The sequence below is a fragment of the Romboutsia ilealis genome, assembly GCF_900015215.1.
Taxonomy (GTDB): domain Bacteria; phylum Bacillota; class Clostridia; order Peptostreptococcales; family Peptostreptococcaceae; genus Romboutsia; species Romboutsia ilealis.
In genome coordinates this window covers 1,603,580-1,624,271 of the sequence record NZ_LN555523.1, presented here as the reverse complement: position 1 = coordinate 1,624,271, position 20,692 = coordinate 1,603,580, and the positions used below count along the sequence as shown (strand labels likewise).

At 27.1% G+C, this 20,692-nt stretch carries 20 protein-coding genes; 15 read left to right on the top strand and 5 right to left on the bottom strand.

Going from position 1 to position 20,692, the window contains the following annotated elements; translation table 11 throughout:
- Window positions 1-129 precede the first annotated feature (129 nt).
- Both CRIB_RS07565 and CRIB_RS07560 read left to right on the top strand, forming a co-directional pair.
- A complete protein-coding gene (locus tag CRIB_RS07565) occupies window positions 130-1,083 on the top strand; it encodes an LCP family protein (protein WP_180701784.1) in 954 nt (317 codons plus the stop codon).
- A gap of 248 nt (window positions 1,084-1,331) precedes the next feature.
- Window positions 1,332-1,988: a prolipoprotein diacylglyceryl transferase gene (locus CRIB_RS07560; protein ID WP_180701783.1), complete on the top strand. Its 657-nt coding sequence runs from the start codon at window positions 1,332-1,334 to the stop codon at window positions 1,986-1,988.
- A gap of 74 nt (window positions 1,989-2,062) precedes the next feature.
- On the opposite strand, the gene CRIB_RS07555 is transcribed toward CRIB_RS07560, so the two are convergent.
- Window positions 2,063-2,596: a hypothetical protein gene (locus CRIB_RS07555; protein ID WP_180701782.1), complete on the bottom strand. Its 534-nt coding sequence runs from the start codon at window positions 2,594-2,596 to the stop codon at window positions 2,063-2,065.
- A gap of 252 nt (window positions 2,597-2,848) precedes the next feature.
- Between CRIB_RS07555 and CRIB_RS07550 the strand changes: the two genes are divergently transcribed.
- The 8 genes from CRIB_RS07550 (at window position 2,849) to CRIB_RS07515 (ending at window position 10,633) form a co-directional block, all read left to right on the top strand.
- Entirely contained in the window at window positions 2,849-3,418 is a 570-nt protein-coding gene (locus CRIB_RS07550; RefSeq protein WP_180701781.1) for a hypothetical protein, read from the top strand.
- Between the two features lie 228 nt (window positions 3,419-3,646).
- Window positions 3,647-4,939, top strand: a complete 1,293-nt coding sequence (locus CRIB_RS07545; protein WP_180701780.1) for an NCS2 family permease — start codon at window positions 3,647-3,649, stop codon at window positions 4,937-4,939.
- A 444-nt stretch (window positions 4,940-5,383) separates the two neighbouring features.
- A complete protein-coding gene (locus tag CRIB_RS07540; RefSeq protein ID WP_180701779.1) occupies window positions 5,384-6,334 on the top strand; it encodes a polysaccharide deacetylase family protein in 951 nt (316 codons plus the stop codon).
- A 352-nt stretch (window positions 6,335-6,686) separates the two neighbouring features.
- Complete coding sequence (locus CRIB_RS07535) at window positions 6,687-6,899, top strand: FeoA family protein (RefSeq protein WP_180701778.1); 213 nt, start codon at window positions 6,687-6,689, stop codon at window positions 6,897-6,899.
- 17 nt (window positions 6,900-6,916) lie between these two features.
- Complete coding sequence (feoB, locus tag CRIB_RS07530; RefSeq protein WP_180701777.1) at window positions 6,917-8,893, top strand: ferrous iron transporter B; 1,977 nt, start codon at window positions 6,917-6,919, stop codon at window positions 8,891-8,893.
- Window positions 8,894-8,913: 20 nt separating this feature from the next.
- A complete protein-coding gene (locus tag CRIB_RS07525; RefSeq protein ID WP_143023178.1) occupies window positions 8,914-9,063 on the top strand; it encodes a FeoB-associated Cys-rich membrane protein in 150 nt (49 codons plus the stop codon).
- A gap of 383 nt (window positions 9,064-9,446) precedes the next feature.
- Window positions 9,447-10,055 carry an NUDIX hydrolase gene (locus CRIB_RS07520; RefSeq protein WP_180701776.1) on the top strand — a complete coding sequence of 203 codons (609 nt, stop codon included), beginning with the start codon at window positions 9,447-9,449 and terminating at the stop codon, window positions 10,053-10,055.
- Between the two features lie 74 nt (window positions 10,056-10,129).
- Window positions 10,130-10,633, top strand: coding sequence for a VanZ family protein (locus tag CRIB_RS07515; RefSeq protein ID WP_180701775.1), 504 nt, complete (start codon window positions 10,130-10,132; stop codon window positions 10,631-10,633).
- Between the two features lie 165 nt (window positions 10,634-10,798).
- Here CRIB_RS07515 and CRIB_RS07510 read toward each other — a convergent pair whose 3' ends face one another.
- Window positions 10,799-10,945: a hypothetical protein gene (locus tag CRIB_RS07510; RefSeq protein ID WP_180701774.1), complete on the bottom strand. Its 147-nt coding sequence runs from the start codon at window positions 10,943-10,945 to the stop codon at window positions 10,799-10,801.
- 128 nt (window positions 10,946-11,073) lie between these two features.
- Between CRIB_RS07510 and CRIB_RS07505 the strand changes: the two genes are divergently transcribed.
- Entirely contained in the window at window positions 11,074-11,373 is a 300-nt protein-coding gene (locus tag CRIB_RS07505; protein WP_180701773.1) for a GIY-YIG nuclease family protein, read from the top strand.
- Between the two features lie 185 nt (window positions 11,374-11,558).
- Here CRIB_RS07505 and CRIB_RS12770 read toward each other — a convergent pair whose 3' ends face one another.
- Window positions 11,559-12,278 carry a collagen-like domain-containing protein gene (locus CRIB_RS12770; RefSeq protein ID WP_330404836.1) on the bottom strand — a complete coding sequence of 240 codons (720 nt, stop codon included), beginning with the start codon at window positions 12,276-12,278 and terminating at the stop codon, window positions 11,559-11,561.
- Between the two features lie 437 nt (window positions 12,279-12,715).
- On the opposite strand from CRIB_RS12770, the gene CRIB_RS07495 reads away from it, so the two are divergent.
- Window positions 12,716-13,894 carry an AI-2E family transporter gene (locus tag CRIB_RS07495; protein ID WP_180701772.1) on the top strand — a complete coding sequence of 393 codons (1,179 nt, stop codon included), beginning with the start codon at window positions 12,716-12,718 and terminating at the stop codon, window positions 13,892-13,894.
- A 70-nt stretch (window positions 13,895-13,964) separates the two neighbouring features.
- Here CRIB_RS07495 and CRIB_RS07490 read toward each other — a convergent pair whose 3' ends face one another.
- Window positions 13,965-15,089 (bottom strand): DUF3810 domain-containing protein, encoded by a 1,125-nt coding sequence (locus CRIB_RS07490; RefSeq protein ID WP_180701771.1) that lies wholly within the window; start codon window positions 15,087-15,089, stop codon window positions 13,965-13,967.
- A gap of 105 nt (window positions 15,090-15,194) precedes the next feature.
- Between CRIB_RS07490 and CRIB_RS07485 the strand changes: the two genes are divergently transcribed.
- Entirely contained in the window at window positions 15,195-15,425 is a 231-nt protein-coding gene (locus CRIB_RS07485; protein ID WP_180701770.1) for a hypothetical protein, read from the top strand.
- A gap of 455 nt (window positions 15,426-15,880) precedes the next feature.
- A complete protein-coding gene (locus CRIB_RS07480) occupies window positions 15,881-17,740 on the top strand; it encodes an SEL1-like repeat protein (protein WP_180701769.1) in 1,860 nt (619 codons plus the stop codon).
- A gap of 35 nt (window positions 17,741-17,775) precedes the next feature.
- On the opposite strand, the gene CRIB_RS07475 is transcribed toward CRIB_RS07480, so the two are convergent.
- Window positions 17,776-18,711: a magnesium transporter CorA family protein gene (locus tag CRIB_RS07475; RefSeq protein WP_180701768.1), complete on the bottom strand. Its 936-nt coding sequence runs from the start codon at window positions 18,709-18,711 to the stop codon at window positions 17,776-17,778.
- A 280-nt stretch (window positions 18,712-18,991) separates the two neighbouring features.
- Here CRIB_RS07475 and CRIB_RS07470 point away from each other — a divergent pair, with 280 nt between their 5' ends.
- Entirely contained in the window at window positions 18,992-20,125 is a 1,134-nt protein-coding gene (locus tag CRIB_RS07470) for an aldo/keto reductase (protein ID WP_180701767.1), read from the top strand.
- Window positions 20,126-20,692 lie beyond the last annotated feature (567 nt).

The window sequence follows — 20,692 nt, the reverse complement described above, 5'->3', positions numbered from 1 at the left end:
CGTTGGCGACATGAAGTGTTTCGCCGACATGTCGCTCAAGCGTAGCGAATTTTTATTAATATATACTTATTTAGACAAAATGTGTTAAAATATAAGGTATATACAATAGTAATTTAAGGGAGATAAAATATGAAACATTTTAAAAGAGCAGCACTAATATTAATTGCAATAATATTAGTAATTGGTATAAGTGGATTTGGATATGTATATTCAAAGTTAAATAAAATATACGTAAAAGATGATGTTGTAAAAAATACAGAAGAACAAGGTACAATGGTTGATGGTATAACTAATATATTATTAGTTGGTACTGATGGAGAGTATGTTGAAAAGGGAAATAGATCAGATGGAATTATGCTTGTTACAATAGATACTAACAATAAAGATATAAAGATAAGTTCTATAGCTCGTGATACATATGTTGATATACCAGGATATTCAACAGAAAAACTTACTCATGCATATGCTTATGAAGGTATTGATCTTTTAAAAGAAGTTTTTAAGGAAAATTTTGATTTAGATATTGATAAGTATATAGCAGTTAATTTTGGTTCATTTATGGAGATTATAGATGAAATTGGTGGCGTTGTTGTTGACGTTCCAGAAAGTGGATTGGAATCAATTAATTCAAATATTGATTCTTGCTATAATTACTATTCTAACAAGGATAGTGTAGGAGAAAAAGAATACTTAACACAATCAGGAACTCAAAGATTAAATGGATATCAGGCTCTTGCTTTTAGTAGAATAAGATATACTGATAGTGCTTTTCATAGAGAAGCTAGACACAGAGAAGTTGCAGAAAGTGCATACAAAGAGTTTGCACAAAAAGGTATAGATACTTATAAAAGATGTGCTGAGATTGTTTTAAATAATACAAAAACTAATATAAGCCCAATTGAAATGATGAATTTAGCTTATACAGTTCTTAAGATTAATGATAAGGATATAGAGCAATTTCAATTTCCTCTAGAAGAATATAGAAATGGTCATATTATAAGTAAGCAAAAAGGATGGGTTTTAGAATGGGAAAAAGAGCCTAATTTAGAGGCTTGGCACAAGTTTATATTTGGAGAAGAGTAAGAGAAACTTTAAGTGACTAATAAAAGCTAGAATGTAAATTACATTCTAGCTTTTATTTTACATATAGATAAGTATTTACATATAAAATATGTAAAACTATAAGAAAAAATATCTTACTTATAATAAAAAAGTAAAATAAAACTTTAAATTATATTAATTTTGTTGAATTTGCGTTAGGTAAATTTAAAGGTTTTTAACTTAAAAAATAGAAATTATTTGAAGAAAATTTCTATTTTAAGGAGTAGATTATGAATTCACAAGAGAAAAAGATAATAGTCGCAGGGGTAGTTATTACAGCTTTATCTTCGGCAGGTTTTTCTATGGTGCAAGGTGATTTCAACTATATAGATGATAATTACCAAAGTCCAACTATTGTTTCTGAAAAAACTTTAGCAAGTAATGATAGTACTTCTATAAATCTGGTAAAAACAGATGAAGCTATAGTTGATGAAAATAATGAAAAAGAAGAGGTTGAAGTGATTGAACTTAAGGCTCAATCTTATGAAGAGGTAAAGCCACAAGCTAACACTTTAAATAAAACTTTAAAACCTAAAAAAGATACATCAGCTTCACAAAATAAGATAGAACCAAAACCGACAAAACCAGAAGAAAAACCAATAAAACCGGAAACCGTGCCAGAAAAACCAGAAGAAAAACCAACAGAACCGGAGACAGTACCAGAGAAACCAGAAGAAAAGCCAACAGAACCGGAAATAGTACCAGAGAAACCAGAAGAAAAACCAACAGAACCGGAAACAGTACCAGAAAAACCAGAAGAAAAACCAACAGAACCGGAATCAGCTCCAGATAAGCCAGAAGAAAAACCAACAGAACCAGAAGTATCATCTACAGATTCTCTAGGAGAATCAATATTGCAAATAGAAACACCATCTTTAGAAATATAATTTGACATAAATAGAGATTTATTAAACTATGAAGAAGTATAAAATTAAAACAATGACTAGAAGTGAGTCACATTCTAGCCATTGTTTTTTTGTATTTTTATAAATTCACTGTAGTTTGATTTCAAATCATTAATATTTATACTAGATGCAAGTGATAGAAGCTCACTATAAGACATATTTGTATCTATATATGGTGAAATTTTATTGTATAAGCTAATATATTGAGATATTGATAGATTTTTATAATCTTTAATATCGCTTATAACCGGAAGTATTTCTTTGTAGTTGACTTTTATATACTTATCAGAGTCATAGATATTTTCGCTAATTATAAGTTCTTTAGAATTAGAATCTAGCGCTACAAGGTATTCATTATCACCAACGTCTACTAGCATACTTTCATTAGATTCATTATTATTAGTATCTATAAAATCATCAATATGTGTAGATGAATTTTCATTTTCTTTTGGTGATGAAGGTTGTGATTTAGTTTTGTTAATTGATAATTCTTGCTTTTTACTATAGTTATCAGGTATAGTATCTAGTATTAATTTTCCTAGTGGGAAAATGCATACTGATATTACAATAAATGTGATAAATTTTTTCATAGTTATTATCCTTTCATATTTTAAAAAAGCGTATGTATCTGTAGAGTTAACAAGGATACATCATTAGCAAATGAAGCATTTCGTTGATACATTGCTTAATCTAAGTTATTTTTTTATAATTATTAACAAAAAAATGAGATAAAATTCACTATAAAATAAATCTAAAATAGCCATAGCTAGAATAAAAATACAGTATATGGTAAAATAATTACATGTAATTATTAATTTTATATTATTTTAAAGGGGGAGAATATGAAAAAGGAAAATAACATTATATTATGTGGTATAGCTATAACTGTGCTTGCATCAGCAGGGTTTACTATGAGCCGAGGAACGATATCTTCTGCAGATGATAATTATGTGACTTCTAAATCTGTAATTGAAGAGCCTAAAGAAGATTTAGAATTAGAAGAGGATACAACTGAGATTGTTGAAGAAGAAAAAGTTGATGAAGAAAAAGCTGATGATATAGATAATGATGATTACGAGATAAAAGCAAGTAAAAAAGAAACAACTACTGTAACAAGTAAAAAAGAAACAAGTACTGTAACAAAAAAGCCGTCTACATCACAAACAAACAATAAGGTTACACAAAATCAAGGAACAGTGAATCAAAATACTACAACAAAGCCAGAAAATACAAAGCCAGAAAATACAAAACCAGAAAATACAAAGCCTGAAGATTCAACGTCAAATGTTGAGAAACCTGAGGAAAAAGAGCCAGAAGTATCAAAGCCGGAAGTTGAAAAACCTAAAGAAGAAGAATCAGAAATATCAAAACCAGAAACTGAGAAGCCTGAGGATAATGATATAATTGAATAGTTAAAATTTATATATAGCCATAAATAGAAATTAATTTTAGAATATGATTTCTATTTACGGAATTAGATGTAAAATATTAAACATTTTATAAAGTATTAAAAATAACTCATATAATTTAATATGGGTTATTTTATTATAGATATATAGACTAAATTATTAAAAAATGATAAGATATAAAAGCATTAAATTGTGGGTGGGCGAGGGATATAAAGAAAAAAGGAAAGAGGAATGAGAAACACACTAGAGAATAAAAATCAAATCATTAAGACAGAAGTATTAGCAGGATGTACTACATTTGTAGCAAGTGTATACATTATATTGACTAATGCACTAATACTATCAGATGCAGGAATAAGCCAAGATGCTGCAATGATGGCAACAATATTTACTTGTGCATTATCGACTATACTTATGGGCGTAGTGTCTAATACCCCATTTATTGTAGTTCCAGGAATGGGGATAAATTCATTATTTACTTATACAATAGTAAATTCTATGGGACTTAGCTGGCAAGAAGCTTTAGGAGCTGTATTTGTAAGTGGTATAATATTTACTATAATAGCAAGTACAAATCTTACAAAAATACTTTTAAAATCAATTCCAAATACTTTAAAACATGCAATAACAGTAGGAGTAGGCTTTTTTATACTATTTATAGGACTTCAAAAAAGTGGATTAGTAGTATCAAATAGTGCGACTATACTATCTTTAGGTAATATAACTAATAAAGAAGCTTTATTAAGTATAATAACACTTATATTTATACTAGTTCTTCATATTAAAAACATTAATGGAGGGCTTTTAATAAGTATTATATGTGGTACTATACTATCATTATTTATGGGTATAACAGATATTTCTAGCATAAGCTTTAGCTCATTTAATATAGGAGCAATTAAGGATGTATTTTTAGCAATGTCATTAAAAAATGTATTGACTGTACCATTTATAGTTGCAGTATTTTCAATAACTATAGTTATAGTATTTGAGAATATGGGAATACTATATGGCCAAATGGATGCTATAGGTAAAGTAAAAGAGTTTGAACGTCCATTTAAAATTGCTGCTATATCAAATATAATCGCAGGTGTATTTGGAACAAGTCCTACAATTGTTGCTGCAGAGAACTTTTCGGGAATAAGCCAGGGAGCTAAAAGTAAGGTAGCAGCATTTACATCAGCAATATTATTTTTATTGTCAATATTTTTAATACCAGCACTTAAAATTATTCCAAATGGTGTTATAAGTAGTGTACTTATATTTGTAGGTATACTTATGATACAGACTTTCTTTGATATAGAAAGAGGAGATTCAATAGATTCAATAGCTATGATAATAATAATAGTTATGATACCTTTTACTTATAATATCGTAAATGGTATATCATTAGGATTCATAGTATATACGGTTTTAAAAGTTTTAACTGGAAAGTATAAAGATGTATCAGTTAGCATGTATCTGTTAACAGCATTATTTATACTAAGTTTTATTATGAATATATCAATGGGAATAGTCCATTAAAATAAAATTTGTTTATTTCAAGTAATATTTTGGTAAATTTTTAAGGATATATATGTTAAAAAAAAGAGATTATCATAAATAGATGATTATTTTATGATAATCTCTTTTTTTACGCTTAAGTATATTATAATACTTAAAAAAATGTGGATAAATTCTGAATGTAAGTAATATCAACAAATTGATTTTGAGCGTAAAAAAGATTTTGAAATACTTCGCCCACGCAGTGGCTCAAGCAACGGACGGAGTCGTTGGCGACATGAAGTGTTTCGCCGACACGTCGCTCGAGCGAAGCGAATTTTTGGTAAATATAAATATTATTTCTAGGGGGATATACTTACATCTAGTTACTAAATTGTAATTAATATCTATTAGATTTTTTCGACATAAAGTACTATAATATTAATAGGAAAAACGACAAAATTATATGAAATAAGAGGGAATAACATGAGAAGAAAAAATAAGATTAAGTTTAGTTCTAAGAAGAGAAAAAAAGGATTAGATGTAAAAAAATGTGCTTTATTAGTAGTTGTTTTAGTAGTGCTAATAGCTGTAGGGTTTAAAGGAGTAACTGCAACTACAGCATTTATTGAAGAGAAAAGACAAGAAAAAATAGAAATGCAAAAAAAGGCCGAAGCTGAAAGGTTAGAAGAGGAAAGAAAAAGAAAAGAAGAAGAAGAAGCTAAAAAGAAAATGGTTGGTGTTACTCATGAAGCTAAACAATACACATATGATGCAAGAAAGATACAGGAAAAGTTAGCAAATTATGATTATTCTAACAACGGAAAGAAAATGGTGTTTTTAACTTTTGATGATGGATCATCAACAACTGTTACACCAGAAATTTTAAAAGCATTAAAAGAAAATGATGTAAGAGCTACTTTCTTTGTTACAGGAGAGAACATAGAAAGAGGTGGTCAAAAGGCAAAAGATTTAATAAAAGAGTCATTTGAGTATGGAAATGCTATAGCTAATCACTCTTATACACATGACTACAAGGTTTTATATCCAGGTAGAACTTTAAACTTAGACAACTTCTTAGCCGACTTTAATAAAACAGATGAATTATTAAAGGAAATATTAGGTCCATACTTCTCAACAAGAGTTATAAGATGTCCAGGTGGACATATGTCTTGGAAGGGCATGGATCAACTTGATAATTATTTAGATGAAAATAATATGGCATCAATAGATTGGAACGCATTAATTGCAGATGCTGAAGGTAAAAAGAAAAATGCTCAAGAATTATTAGATTATGCTATAAATACATCTCAAGGAAAAGATATAGTTGTTTTATTAATGCATGATACTTACGGAAAAGAAGAAACAGCTAAAGCACTTCCAACAATAATAAAATATTTTAAAGATAATGGATATGAATTTAAAACATTATCATAGTATATAAGCTGTCTAATTTTAGACAGCTTTTTTTACGCTTAAGGATATTATAATACTTTAAAAAATGTGGATAACTTCTGAATGTAAGTAATATGAATAAATTGTTTTTGAGCGTAAAAAAAGATTTTGAAATACTTCGCCCACGCAGTGGCTCAAGCAACGGACGAAGTCGTTGGCGACATGAGCGAAGCGAATTTTTTACGCTTAGGGAAACTATATAATAAAATTTCTATTTGAGGACTTTATTATAAATATGAATAATCAAGTTGACAAAGCAATTGAAATTGATTATCATATAATTAATGATAGTAATTATCAAAACCGATAAATTGGGAAGGGAAGAGGTGTAAAAATGAAATTACCAGAAGGCCAAAAAGGTGTTATATACACAATAAAATCCATAAACGGGGATGAAGAAATAAATAAATTTTTATTTACGCTAGGATGTTTTGAAGGAGAAACTATAAATATAGTTAAAAAAATGTACTCAAACTTAATAATTAATATAAAAGGTGGAAGATACGGTATAGACAAAGACCTTGCAGAGGTTATAGAAATATTTTAAAAAGAGGAGATGAGGGAATGAAGATAGCATTAGCGGGAAACCCAAATAGTGGAAAAACAACACTTTACAATGCTCTTACAGGAAAACAAGAATACGTTGGTAACTGGGCTGGGGTTACAGTAAGTAAAAAAGAAGCAAAATTAAAAGAAAGCTTAGGAAATAATATAGATATTGTAGATTTACCAGGTGCATATTCAATAAGACCATATACAAGTGAAGAAAGTATAACAACAGATTTTATAAAAACTGAAAATCCTGATGTTATAATAAATGTGGTAGATTCTACAAACTTAAATAGAAGTTTATTCTTTACAACACAACTATTAGAACTTAATATACCAGTAGTTGTTGCACTTAATAAAGTTGATATATCAAAAAATGTAACGGATATCGATATTAATAAATTAGAAAAAGAATTAAATTGCAAAGTTGTTGAAATATCAGCAGCTAAAAATGAAGGTCTTAAAAATTTAATTAAGGTAGCGTCTGAAAGCTCTAAATTAAAAGAACAAAAGAACTTATTTAAAGAATTATCAAATATACATAATGAAGAAAAACAAGATAAAAAAAGATATAGCATAGTTAATAATATAATATCAAAAGTTGAAAACAGAATAATTAGACATAATGAAGAAACTTTAGAAGATAAAATTGATAGGTTTGTAACTAATCCTATAATAGGAACTGGACTTTTTATTTTAATTATGGCATTTATTTTTAATTTATCTATAAATACATTAGGTCCATTAGTTGCAGATACTTTAGTTGGATATATAGAAAACTTTCAAGATGCAGTTTCAGGGCTGTTAGCAAGTATAGGAACATCAGACTTTTTAAATTCATTATTAACTGACGGTATAATAGGTGGGGTTGGAGCAGTAGTTGGATTTGTTCCATTAGTTATGGTATTAATGTTTATGTTGTCATTAGTAGAAGACAGTGGATTTATGGCTCGTATAGCTTTAATATTCGATCCATTATTTAGAAAAGTTGGATTATCAGGAAAGTCTATAATACCTATGATAGTAGGGTATGGATGTTCAATTCCTGGAATTATGGCAACTAGAACTATAAAAGATGAAAAGCAACGTAGACTTACAGCAATGCTTACACCATTTGTTCCTTGTGGGGCTAAATTACCTATAATAGCATTATTTACAGCGGCATTTTTCCCAGAACAAGGATATATGTTTCCGCTTACTTATCTTGTAGCTTTTACAGTTATAATATGTGTGGGATTAATATTAAAAAAAGTAACTGGAGCAGATAATATAAAAAATTACTTTATAATAGAATTACCACAGTATCGCATACCTAGCATAAAAAGAGCATTCTTTAAAATGTTAGAAACAGGGAAAGATTTTATAACAAGAGCAGGTACTATTATAATAGTTTGTAATACAGTAGTATTTATAATGTCATCATTTAACTTTAAATTACAATTAGTAGAAGATGCAGTAAATACTTCAATACTTGCTAATATAGCTACACCATTTGCATTTTTACTTATACCAGTAGGAATCGGTGTATGGCAACTTGCAGCAGCTGCTATAACAGGATTTATAGCTAAAGAAGAAGTTGTTGGAACATTAGCGGTAGTTTATTCAATGGGAGCGGCAATAAACTCTGATTTTGAATTAGTTAATGCAATGGCAGTACAAGAAACTATGGCAATAACAGCAGTTTCAGCCCTGTCATTTATGTTCTTTAACTTATTTACACCACCTTGTTTTGCAGCAATAGGTGCTATGAAATCAGAAATGAAATCTAATAAGTGGTTGTTAAAATCAATATTACTTCAATTAAGTGTAGGATATATTGTAGCTATGATAACTTATCAAGTTGGTACTATATTAGTATATAAAGAGTTAGGTCAAGGATTTATACCTGCAGTTATAATATTAGCTTTAGCAGCAATTTATATAGTATATAAGATAAAATCTAATAAGGTTAGTGAAAGTGAAAAGAAAGTATCAAAAGTACAAGTACAATAATATATTAAAGGAGATTAGTTATGGGAAATTTAATAGTAATTATTGTAGTAGCTTTTATATTATTCTTAGCTATTAGACCTATAATTAAACATAATAAGAATAAGGGAAGTTCGGATTATGGATGTTATAAATGTTCTGGTTCTTCTAGCTGTAAAGGTTGTAATAAATAGTTTAGAAATAAAAGATACATTTATATAAATTGGTTATTAAAAAAAGATTACTGGAAAATTTAACTTTCAGTAATCTTTTTTTACGCTTAAGGATATTATAATATTTAAAAAAATGTGGATAAATTCCGAATGTAAGTAATATCAACCTCCAACGCAGTGGCTCAAGCAACGGACGAAGTCGTTGGCGACATGAAGTGTTTCGCAGACACGTCGCTCAAGCGAAGCGAATTTTTTATGTATATAAAACTAGGATATAAAATTTTTAGTAAAATGAAGTGTTTTACTGATATGTCGCTTGAGTGAAGCAAATTTTTATTAAAATAATGATAAAAAGCAATATCATTGATATAATAAAACTATAACAATTAGAAAGGGGTATAATTTTGGAAAATTCAAAGATAAAAGGATTAAAGCCATTAGTAGAAACAGATTTTGTAGGTTTATATGATGTAGAATATAAAAATAAAAAAGGTCAAGAAAAGCACTGGATGGTATCATCTAGAAAAAGTAAAGAAGAACTAGAAAAAGTATATTTAGAAAATAAGGAAGATAAAATTGATGCAGTAGTAATATGTGCACTTCATAAAGCACAAAATAAATTAGTACTTATAAATCAATATAGAGTACCTATAAATAAATACATATACGAATTACCAGCAGGACTTGTTGATAATAATGAAGATATTGAAACTTCTGTAAGAAGAGAATTAAAAGAAGAAACAGGACTTGATTTAATAAGTATAAACAAAATAAACAGTAAAGATAAGTTATATTTATCTCCAGGTATGACAGATGAATCTGTGGCATTTGTATATTGTTTATGTGATGGAGAAATAACTGATAAATATCAAGAAGATGATGAAGATATAAAAGCAATGTTAATATCTAAAGAAGATGCTAAAAATATTTTAGAAAATGAAGAAAGTATAGATATAAAAGCATATTTAATGCTTCAAATGTTTGAAAAACTAGGTGAGAGCTTATTTATATAAAAGAATTTACTTAAAAGTTATGCTCTGTTAGTTAACTTTGTGATTTATTATATTTTCTTCAAGGAGGATTTTATATGGGAGATAAAAAACAACTAAATTTAACTAAAATTTTGTTTGGAGTGTACTTTTTAATATTGGTATGGACACTTTTGTTTAAGCTGAATTTTTCTTTGGAAGAACTTTATCGAAGTAGAAGTATAAATCTAATTCCTTTTGCAGGAACAGCTACTGTTAATGGAAGAATACATATGGCTGAGATTATTAATAATATAATTGTGTTTGTTCCTGTTGGAATTTATGCATGTATGTTAAAACAAGAATGGTCTATTCTTAATAAGATTTCAATAGCTTTTTTTATTAGTTTAGGGATTGAAGTTTTACAGTTCGTTCTAGCTATTGGATCAACTGATATAACAGACCTTATAGGAAATACACTAGGTGGAGTAATAGGTATTGGAATATTTTACTTATTTGCTAAGTTTTTCAAAAATAAAGCCATTAAAATACTTAATATACTTGCATCTAGTGCTACAGTTGGATTAGTAGGCTTATTATCTATTTTGATATTAGTTAACTAAACTGAGTTAGTATTCACAATTTTAATATAATGTGAAATTAATAATATACAATAAAAAAATGATAGTTTATATATCAAAAATTATGATATAATATAACTATCAATAAAAAATTAGAGAGTATATTCTAGTCGTGTAGAGTGTATTCTCCTAACTTATATTAATAATCTAATATTTTTTGCTATTGATTTCTAAATTAAATTTAGAAGTCTCTAGCTTAAAGCTAAAAGTACTCTTAGTCGTGTTTGAGTGCTTTTTTGCTTTATATAAATCAAGTAAAAATTTTACTATGTAATATATTGTTGCAATTTCCATACTTTCCACCTCCTTTCACTAGAAAGTAGGTGATTGTCTTTTGATAAGTCAAGTATGAATGCACTCAAAGAATATATTCAATTTTTATTTAGAATTTTATTAATAAGGAATTAATAGAGGAGATTAGGATGTATTTTACATATATAATAAGATGCAAGGATGATTCACTTTATACTGGATATACAACAGATATAGTTAGAAGAATGAAAGAACATGAAAGTGGCATAAACTGTAAATATAGTAGAGTGAAGGGATTTAAAAGATTAGAAACTTATTTTATAGCGGATAGTAAAAGTAATGCTATGAAGCTTGAATACTATATAAAAAGATTAAATCGGAATAAGAAGCTATGGATTATCAAAAATCCAAAGGAATTTTTAGAAACATTAGAAAATAAGGAATGTTATAATATTCCATATAATGAATAAAAGGAGTATCTATTTTAGAAAAATAATAGGTACTCCTTTTATTACTATTATTTTATAATATATTAAAAACTGCTTATAACTTTTGTATCAATAGGCTTAAAAAGTAAAAAATAATATTTTGAACAACTGATATCTTAAATGATTAGTAAACACATTGCTTAAGCGAAGTAAATTTAAAATTAATATTAGTTTTTATAAGGTACCTTTTTAGGAGGCATATATTTTTCAGGTTTTCCAGTTGGACCTGTGGCACCCATATCGCCTTTTGCACCTTGAGGACCAGTAGGACCTTGAGGGCCCATAGCACCTTGAGGACCAGTAGGGCCTTGAGGACCCATAGCGCCCGTAGGACCAGTAGGGCCTTGAGGACCTTGAGAACCCATAGCACCAGCAGGGCCTTGAGGACCAGCAGGACCCATGTCACCCTTATCACCTTTATTGCCAGCAGGACCTTGAGGACCTTGAGGCCCCATATCACCTTTATCACCTTTAGGGCCTTGAGGACCCATAGGTCCAGGAGGGCCTTGGATACCTTGAGCTACACCAACGTTACATAATGGATTTACATAAGTTTCTTTTCCTAAATCTACATATTGTATAGAGGATAATTTAACATATAGAGGACCTTTTCCAGAACAAGTTTTCCCCATAACGGCACATTGATTTACTTGTTTTATTTTTAATCTTAGTATACAGTCACTATCTACTAATTTTAAACCAACAACTCTTCCGATACATTGACATAATATTTGATAGATTTGAACATCACACAAGTTTACAGGATATACAAACATAGACCCCATATCAGGCTTTACGTCGCAATAATTTTTCTTTTTAGTTTTATTTGATGGTTTTGAAGTTTGGCAACCACAAATTTTGTCTTTGCTAATGTATTCTTTATGCATAAACAACACTCCATGATAAATATTTTAGTAGTTTTTAACTACATACTATAAATATATGATTAAATGGACAAAAAAGAGACACTCGATAGTCGATTAAATTGCTATTATTAATTTTTTACGCTTAAGGATATTATAATACTTAAAAAAATGTGGATAAATTCTGAATGTAAGTAATATCAATAAATTGGTTCTGAGCGTAAAAAAGATTTTGAAATACTTCGCCCACGCAGTGGCTCAAGCAACGGACGAAGTCGTTGGCGACATGAAATGTTTCGCCGACACGTCGCTCAGGCGAAGCGAATTTTTTACAATGAATAAAAATTTAAATATTACTATATAAAATTTAATGACAAGTTCAACTATATATGATATATTACACTTACGTATGTAAAATAGTACGTTTAGATTTAAAATAACTAAATTTTAGGGAGGATTTTATGAAGATAGATTGGAATAAAAAGTATACAACTATATCAGTCTATTCATTTTTAGTAATATGTGCTAGTATGATATTTTTTAGCGTAATAGGTGAAATTAGTGCATTTACTGCCAAAATAGGATGGTTAGTATCTACATTACAACCTTTTATAATAGGGTTTGTAATGGCATATTTATTAAATTTTATATTAGTATTTTATGAAGAAAAAGTATTAGTATTTGATTCAATTAAAAGTTTAAAAAAGAAATCAAAAAGAGGCATATCTATATTACTTACATATATAACAGCAATTTTAATAATTGGTTTATTTATGCAATTTGTTCTTCCTCAATTAATGGATAGTATAGTAGGTCTTGTCAACGACATACCTACATATGTAGCAGATGCAACGAAACTAATAGAAGAGTTAACTGGAAACTTAGATGCAAATAATGAATATGTAGGAATGGCTATGGAAAAGTGGAATGAAATAGTAACATATACTATAAATATAATAACTAATGTACTTCCAATACTTGGGAATACACTTAAAGTTGTGGCATCTAGTGTATGGAATATAGTTTTAGGATTAATTGTATCAATATACTTGTTAATAGATAAAGAAAAGTTTTGTGCTTTAAGTAGAAAGATAACTTATGCATTATTTAATGAAAAAAATGCACAAATAGTAATAGGGCTTACTCATAGAACTAACGATACATTTGGTAAGTTTTTAAGCGGTAAAATAATAGATTCAGCTATAATAGGTGTATTAACATTTATAATACTTACAGTGTTTAAAATGCCATATACAATACTTATATCTGTTATAATAGGTATAACTAATATAATACCATTTTTTGGACCATTCTTTGGAGCTATACCTTCATTTGTAATAATAATGTTTGTATCGCCAATTAAGGCATTATGGTTCTTACTTATAATACTTATAATACAACAAATAGATGGTAATATTATAGGTCCAAAGATATTAGGAGATTCTATAGGAATATCAGCATTTTGGATATTATTTGCATTGTTAGTAGCAGGTAAAGTATGCGGATTAGTTGGTATGATTATAGGTGTTCCATTATTTGCGGTAATATACTCTGTAATAAAAGATATTGTAGAGGCTAAATTAAGAAAAAAAGGGCTTCCAACTGAAACCGATGATTATAAACAAAATGCTAGAGATTAATCTCTAGCATTTTTTGAGCAACGAATGTATCCGTAGCAGCAATGATATATCGTTGGAGACATTAGCAAAGCTAATTTTTATATGGATATAAACTATAATAGGTTAATAATAAATCAACCATTTTTCCGTAACTTTTAACACCTTCAGAAACACCATTAGCTTTAAGGTAATTGTTATTAATTTCATTTGAAATATCATCTATCTTTCCTTCGTATTTATCCCAAAAATCTCTATTATTTTTTAAATCATCTAAAACATCTTCAGATATATTTTTAGATAAAGTAACATAAGTATCGTAATCAACAGAGTAAAGAGCATTAGCTGTATGATTTAGGGCTAAAATATATCCTGAGTATTTAAAATCTATATCAGGGTGATTTATAGAAGCCAAATAAGCTATAAAATTAGCTTCATCTTCACTAGCATAACCCCTTTGATGGGCCATTTCATGTAATGTTGTAGATGGTATATAAATATCAGGAATAGCAATATTTACATTAGCTTCACCTGTAAATGGGAAATAAATGCCTGTTATGCCTGTATAACACATAAGCTTAGAAGACATAACATATTTGGCATTACTATAATTTCCTGATAAGTTAGGCAGAAAATCTAATATACTTTCATATCCAAGATAAGCTCTATTTATTATTCCTTTATAATCAGTATTAGCTTTCATAACACCATCACTTGATTTAACAAGTTTTCTAGCCTCGTTAGCATTTTCTATTAAGAATTCATATAAATTTGCAAGGCTTTCTTTAGTTTTATCAATACTTGATATAGATTTATTATATTTTAAGTTATAACTTTCTATTAGAGTAGTTTCAAGAGGTATCCTATTGTAATTTAATCCCCATAAAATTATAAATAAAAAATAAGCAATAGATATTATTGATAAAATATTAAGTAAAGAATTTTTTATAAAAACTTTTAATTTATTTGGATTACTTATAATTATGTAAATTGTATAAATAATAAATGAAACTATAGATATAACTATTAAATATATTGTAAGTTCATAAAGAGAAAATGGAAAAATACCACTTATATTACTTAAAATTGCAACTATAAATTTATTTATACTAATAGAATAATATTTTTCTATAAAATAAGGATATCTTGATGATATAGTATTAATTAAAATAGATAATGGAAAAAGTAATAAGGATAACAGTTTTAATTTTTTACTCATAAACCACCTCAAAAAAAGTATTATACTTATATTATATAATAATTGATAAATTATTCTAATTATATTATAGTGATATAATAAATTAAAAAAGGGAAAGGAAAAAATATGAAAGACTTAGTTATAAAACTTACAAGAGATAATTTTAATTTTAGATTCAAACAATATGAAGGATTGTTTTTTCACGCTAATATAAATGAAAATAGTGAGATAATAAAATATAAGATAACAAAAGATAAAGATGGCACAGAGCTTAAAGAATTTGGAAATACTCATATTAAAGACAACATGATCTATATTCCACAAATAGAAGCTTATATAGACTTAAAAAAAATATAAATTGATTGGAAATTATGAATCTATATCTAAAATAAAAAGATTAGATTCAGATTGTATCAGGTAGGTTAACTACTCAAAACTTAAATAATTTATACATAAAAGAGGGCTAAGACCCTCTTTTATAATACATTGATATATCTATTGTGTATATCTTATACTAATATAATAAATACTTTTAGTAAAGTGAGTTTTTAACTATTTAATAAATAAAAACTTATAAATGGATTTAGCAACTTATATACAATAAATCAAACACTAGAAAATACAGTAGACTATATATACCTAAATCTATATCTGATTTAAATATATATAAAAACATTAATAAGTGTAAAAAATAATATCAACATGAATATAAATATATAGTTATTACTAAAATATAGATACTAATGTAAATAAATATGTTATATAATTGTATGTATAATTAAGTAAAAAAATGTAAAAATAGGGAGTGCGATATGAGTGATATAAAATCTTCTTTAGATAAAATAAAAAACATACCTAAAGATCCTATGATATATCATACAAAAGGAACTTTTTTTGAAAAAATAGGTAAAATAGATAATGCAATAAAACAATATAAGATTGCAGCTGAATATGATTATGCAAAATCTCAATATGCTTTAGCTAATATATACTATGACAAAAAGAAATATAGTGAAGCAGAAGAGTGGTATTCTAGAGCATATAAAAATGGAATAATAGATGCAGCATTTGATATAGGCAATATGTATTTTAATGTAGATGCATATGAACACTGTCTTTATTGGTATGAAAAGGCAGCAAAAGAAGGACATCTAAAGGCACAAAATAACCTAGGCGTATCTTATTTTAAATTAATGAAATATAAAAAAGCTGAAGAATGGTTAATAGAAGCATCAGATTCAAGTTTACCTATAGCATGTTTTAACTTAGGTGTACTATACACAGTGTTAAAAGATGAGGAGAATGCCTTTAAATACTATAAAAAAGGCTCAATAATGTTAGAGGAAAATTGCAAATATAATCTAGCTATTATAAATCAAAATAATAAAGATGAAAAAGAGGCAATCTCTCTTTATAAATATCTACATAAAATTGGTAATGATAAAGGATGTTTTAATATAGGCCTTATAATGGAAAAAAATAATAATCTAGATGAGGCAGAAAGATATTATAAAAAAAGTGCAGATCAAGGCCATACTAAGTCTCAATATAGATTAGCTTATATTTATGATAGACGTGAAGAATATGAGGATGCTATAGAATACTATAAAAAAGCTTGTGATAAAGATCATATACATTCAAAATTTAGATTAGCCAATTTATACAATAAAGAAAATGAAATTGAAAAAGCTAAAGAATACTATACAATGTGTGTAGAAAGTGAAATGGTTGAAGCTAAAAATAACTTAGCAGGTTTATATTTTGAAGAAGAAAATTATGAAGAAGCAAAAATGTATTATATGCAAGCCATAGAAAATGGATGTAGAGAATCATTTGAAAACTTAGGAGATTTATATTATAAAACTGATGAGAAAGAAAAAGCATTATCTTTTTATTTAAGACAAAGTGATAGTGTGGGATGTCAAATTAAAATTGGTAATATATATGAAGAGTTTGAAAACTATGATGAAGCAATAATATGGTATAAAAAAGCTAGCGAAAATGGAGATTCAAACTCAAGCTATAAAATAGCTCAGATTTATCTAGATTTAGGAGATAACGAAGAAGCAAAAAAATATTTTGAAATAGCAACAAGTAAAAATAATATAAATGCATATATATACTTGGGTAAATTATATTTTGATGAAGGTAAGTATGAAGAGGCAAAAAAATATTTTGAAATACCCGCAAATGATGCAAATACATATTCAGAGCATATGTTAGGATTAATATACGATATTCATTACAAAGAATATGATAATGCTAAGTATTGGTATGAAAAATCTAGAAGTAAAAAATGTATAGAATCTATATATAACTTAGGACTATTAAATTTAAGACTAAATGAATACAACGAAGCTGAGAAATATTTTAAAGAAGGTCTTAGATTTGAAGATTCAAGATGTGAGTATATGTTAGCATGGCTATATTATAAAAAGAGCTTAGATATGTATACATCATTAGGAAATAGAAATTATGAAGATAGTAAAGATATATTAAGTAAAATGCCAAATTTAAATATAGATTTCCACAAGTCATTAATAGCGCAATTTGAATTAGAAGAAAGAGCAAAAGATGATGATGAATATGTTCCTATATATATACTAGATATAAATGAAGATATAGAGAATATGTTTGAAGAGAGTATAACAGATATGATAATAGATAAATAAAAAAGAAAGCGCATGCTTTCTTTTTTATTTTAAATCTATAGTAACTTGTTCCTAGACATGAAAAATGTTATAACTAAACAAATTAAAGTTGTAATTAACATAACAATCCAAAAACCATTTACATCATTAGCATAAGGTATACCTCCAACGTTCATACCAAAGAACCCTGATATAATAGTTGGTATAGTAGTTATTAATGTTACTGATGTAAGAAATTGCATAACGCCATTTTGATTGTTACTTATTATAGCACTAAATGCATCCATGATTCTACTTAATATATCTCCATAAATTGTTGCCATTTCAACGGCCTGTCTATTTTCTACTAAAACATCTTCTAGTAAATCTTCATCTTCTGAGTATTTTTTTATACTACTTGTACGAATCATCTTATTTAAAACCAGTTCATTAGCCTTAAGTGAAGTAGAGAAGTATACTAGTGATTTTTCTAATTCAAGAAGTTGGATAAGTTGCTTATTTTTCATAGAATTATAGATTTCTTTTTCTATAATAGTTGTCATCTTATTTATTCTTCTTAAGTAGTGAAGATAATAAGTTGCATTTTTATGAAGAATTTGAAGTATGAATCTAGTTTTTTTATAAGTGTAAAACTCTTTAACATGACCTACTATAAAATCATTTAAGATTTTAGTTTGAGCAGTACAAACAGTTAGTAAGGCATTTTCAAGAAGAATTATACCTAAAGGAATAGTAGTATAATGAGAAGATTTATCATCACTTTCATCAACTGGTATATCTATAAGTATAAGTGTATGATTGTCTTCAACATCTATTCTTGAACGTTCTTCTTCATCTAGTGCAGATTTTATACTATCTATATCTATATTTAGTAAATTAGCAATTTCGTTAATTTCACTTTGGTTAGGTTCAACAAGATTTATCCAACATCCTTCTTCAAAAGAATTTAGTTTTTCCAATTTATTTTCAATAGTTTTATAGTACCTTATCATTTGAAACCATCCTTTATTAAGTTTTATATAAATCTCATCACTTAATATTATCTATTAAATAGTTGATTTATATAAACAAAATAAAAAATTAACTAAATAAAGACAATAAATAAGTGATGGTTGTTAAGTTCTGTCCTCCCAAAGGACTATGGTCCATTTTCCATCACTCTCCTAAAAATATTCTATTATATTTAATTTAGCATTTTTACAAGATTGTTTCAATATATTTTTAAAATATTAAGCATAATTAATATAGAGTACTTTATAAAGGGGGAAAAATATGAGATATAGAAAATTAGGAAAGACCAATGAATATGTTTCAATATTAGGATTTGGATGTATGAGATTTCCTGAAATTGATGGAAGAATAGAGGAAGAAAAAACAATAACAATGCTTAGATATGCTATAGATAATGGACTTAATTACATAGATACGGCATATCCATATCATAATGGCCAAAGTGAAGTAGTAGTGGGGAAAGCTTTGAATAATGGATATAGAGGGAAAGTAAAATTAGCTACTAAGCTACCATCATGGTTAATAAAAAATAGAGAAGATATGGACAGAGTCATTAAGGAACAGTTAGAAAAGCTAGAAACTGATTATATAGACTTTTATTTAATTCATAACTTAAATAAAGATGATTATAAAAGACTTAAAGAAAATGGATTATTTGATTTTATAAAGAAAATAAAAAAAGAAAAATTAGTAAGATATGTAGGATTTTCTTTCCATGATACGTTTGATGTATTTAAAGAAATAGTAGATGATTATGATTGGGACTTTGCTCAAATACAACATAACTATATAGATGAAGATTATCAAGCTGGGAATGAAGGACTTTTATATGCAAGAAATAAAGGATTGGGAATTATTATAATGGAACCTCTTCGCGGTGGTTCATTAGTAAATAATTTATCACCTGAAATAAAAGCAATTATAAGAGATTCTAAAATAGAGAAAACAGCACCTATGTGGGCATTTAAGTTTTTATATAATAAGGATGAAATAGATGTAGTATTAAGTGGGATGTCAACTATTGAACAAGTTATTGATAATTTAAAGATAGCAGATAATGAGGGAATACCAAATTCTATGACTAGTGAAGAAGAAGAAACTTTAAATAAACTTAAAGTGGAATTTAAATCTAAAATTAAAGTAAACTGTACAGGATGTAAATACTGTATACCATGTCCTGTAGGAGTTGATATACCAAAGTGTTTTGAACTTCTTAATAATTCATCAATGTTTAATGATATAGAAACTCCTAAAAGTAAATACAATGCTTTTGTAGTTAGTGAAAATGCTCAAGCTTCTAACTGTGTTAAATGTGGATCTTGCGAGAAGAAATGTCCGCAGCATATAAGAATTAGAGAAAAACTTGAAGAAGTAGTAAATACTTTAGAAAAGTAATTATATAAAAATGCCATTTGGCATTTCTTTTTTATTAATAAGAATACTATGATACTTAAAAAATATATTAATAACTTCTGAATGTGAGGAATATTCCTGAAGATACAAATTTTCAAATATCTAAGGCTTTAAAAATACCATATGTTAATAGTAAAAGATTATACCTTCTATATCAGATTAACTTAAACTGCTAAATAATGCATCATTAAATGAAGTAGTAAATGTCCTACAGACAAATTTTATAAATAATTTTTATCGATGCAATAGGTACAATAAATACACTGTATGGAAAAATTTACAAAATAGTAACTAGAATATAATTTGAATTAAAATTATAATTATAATGAATTTATCAAAAGAGATATCTTAAAATTTGAAAATTTAAAATGTTTTAATTTCATAAAAAATTCATAGTATATTCATATAAGATGGATATAATATAAATAAAAGGAGGGATAAAAATTAATGGGTATAGTTATAATAACGTTAGTGTCACTAAGTGTGATGTATGGATTAACATTTCTATCTTATTTATCAGAAAGCAAAGTACTAGATGAATTAGTTTCA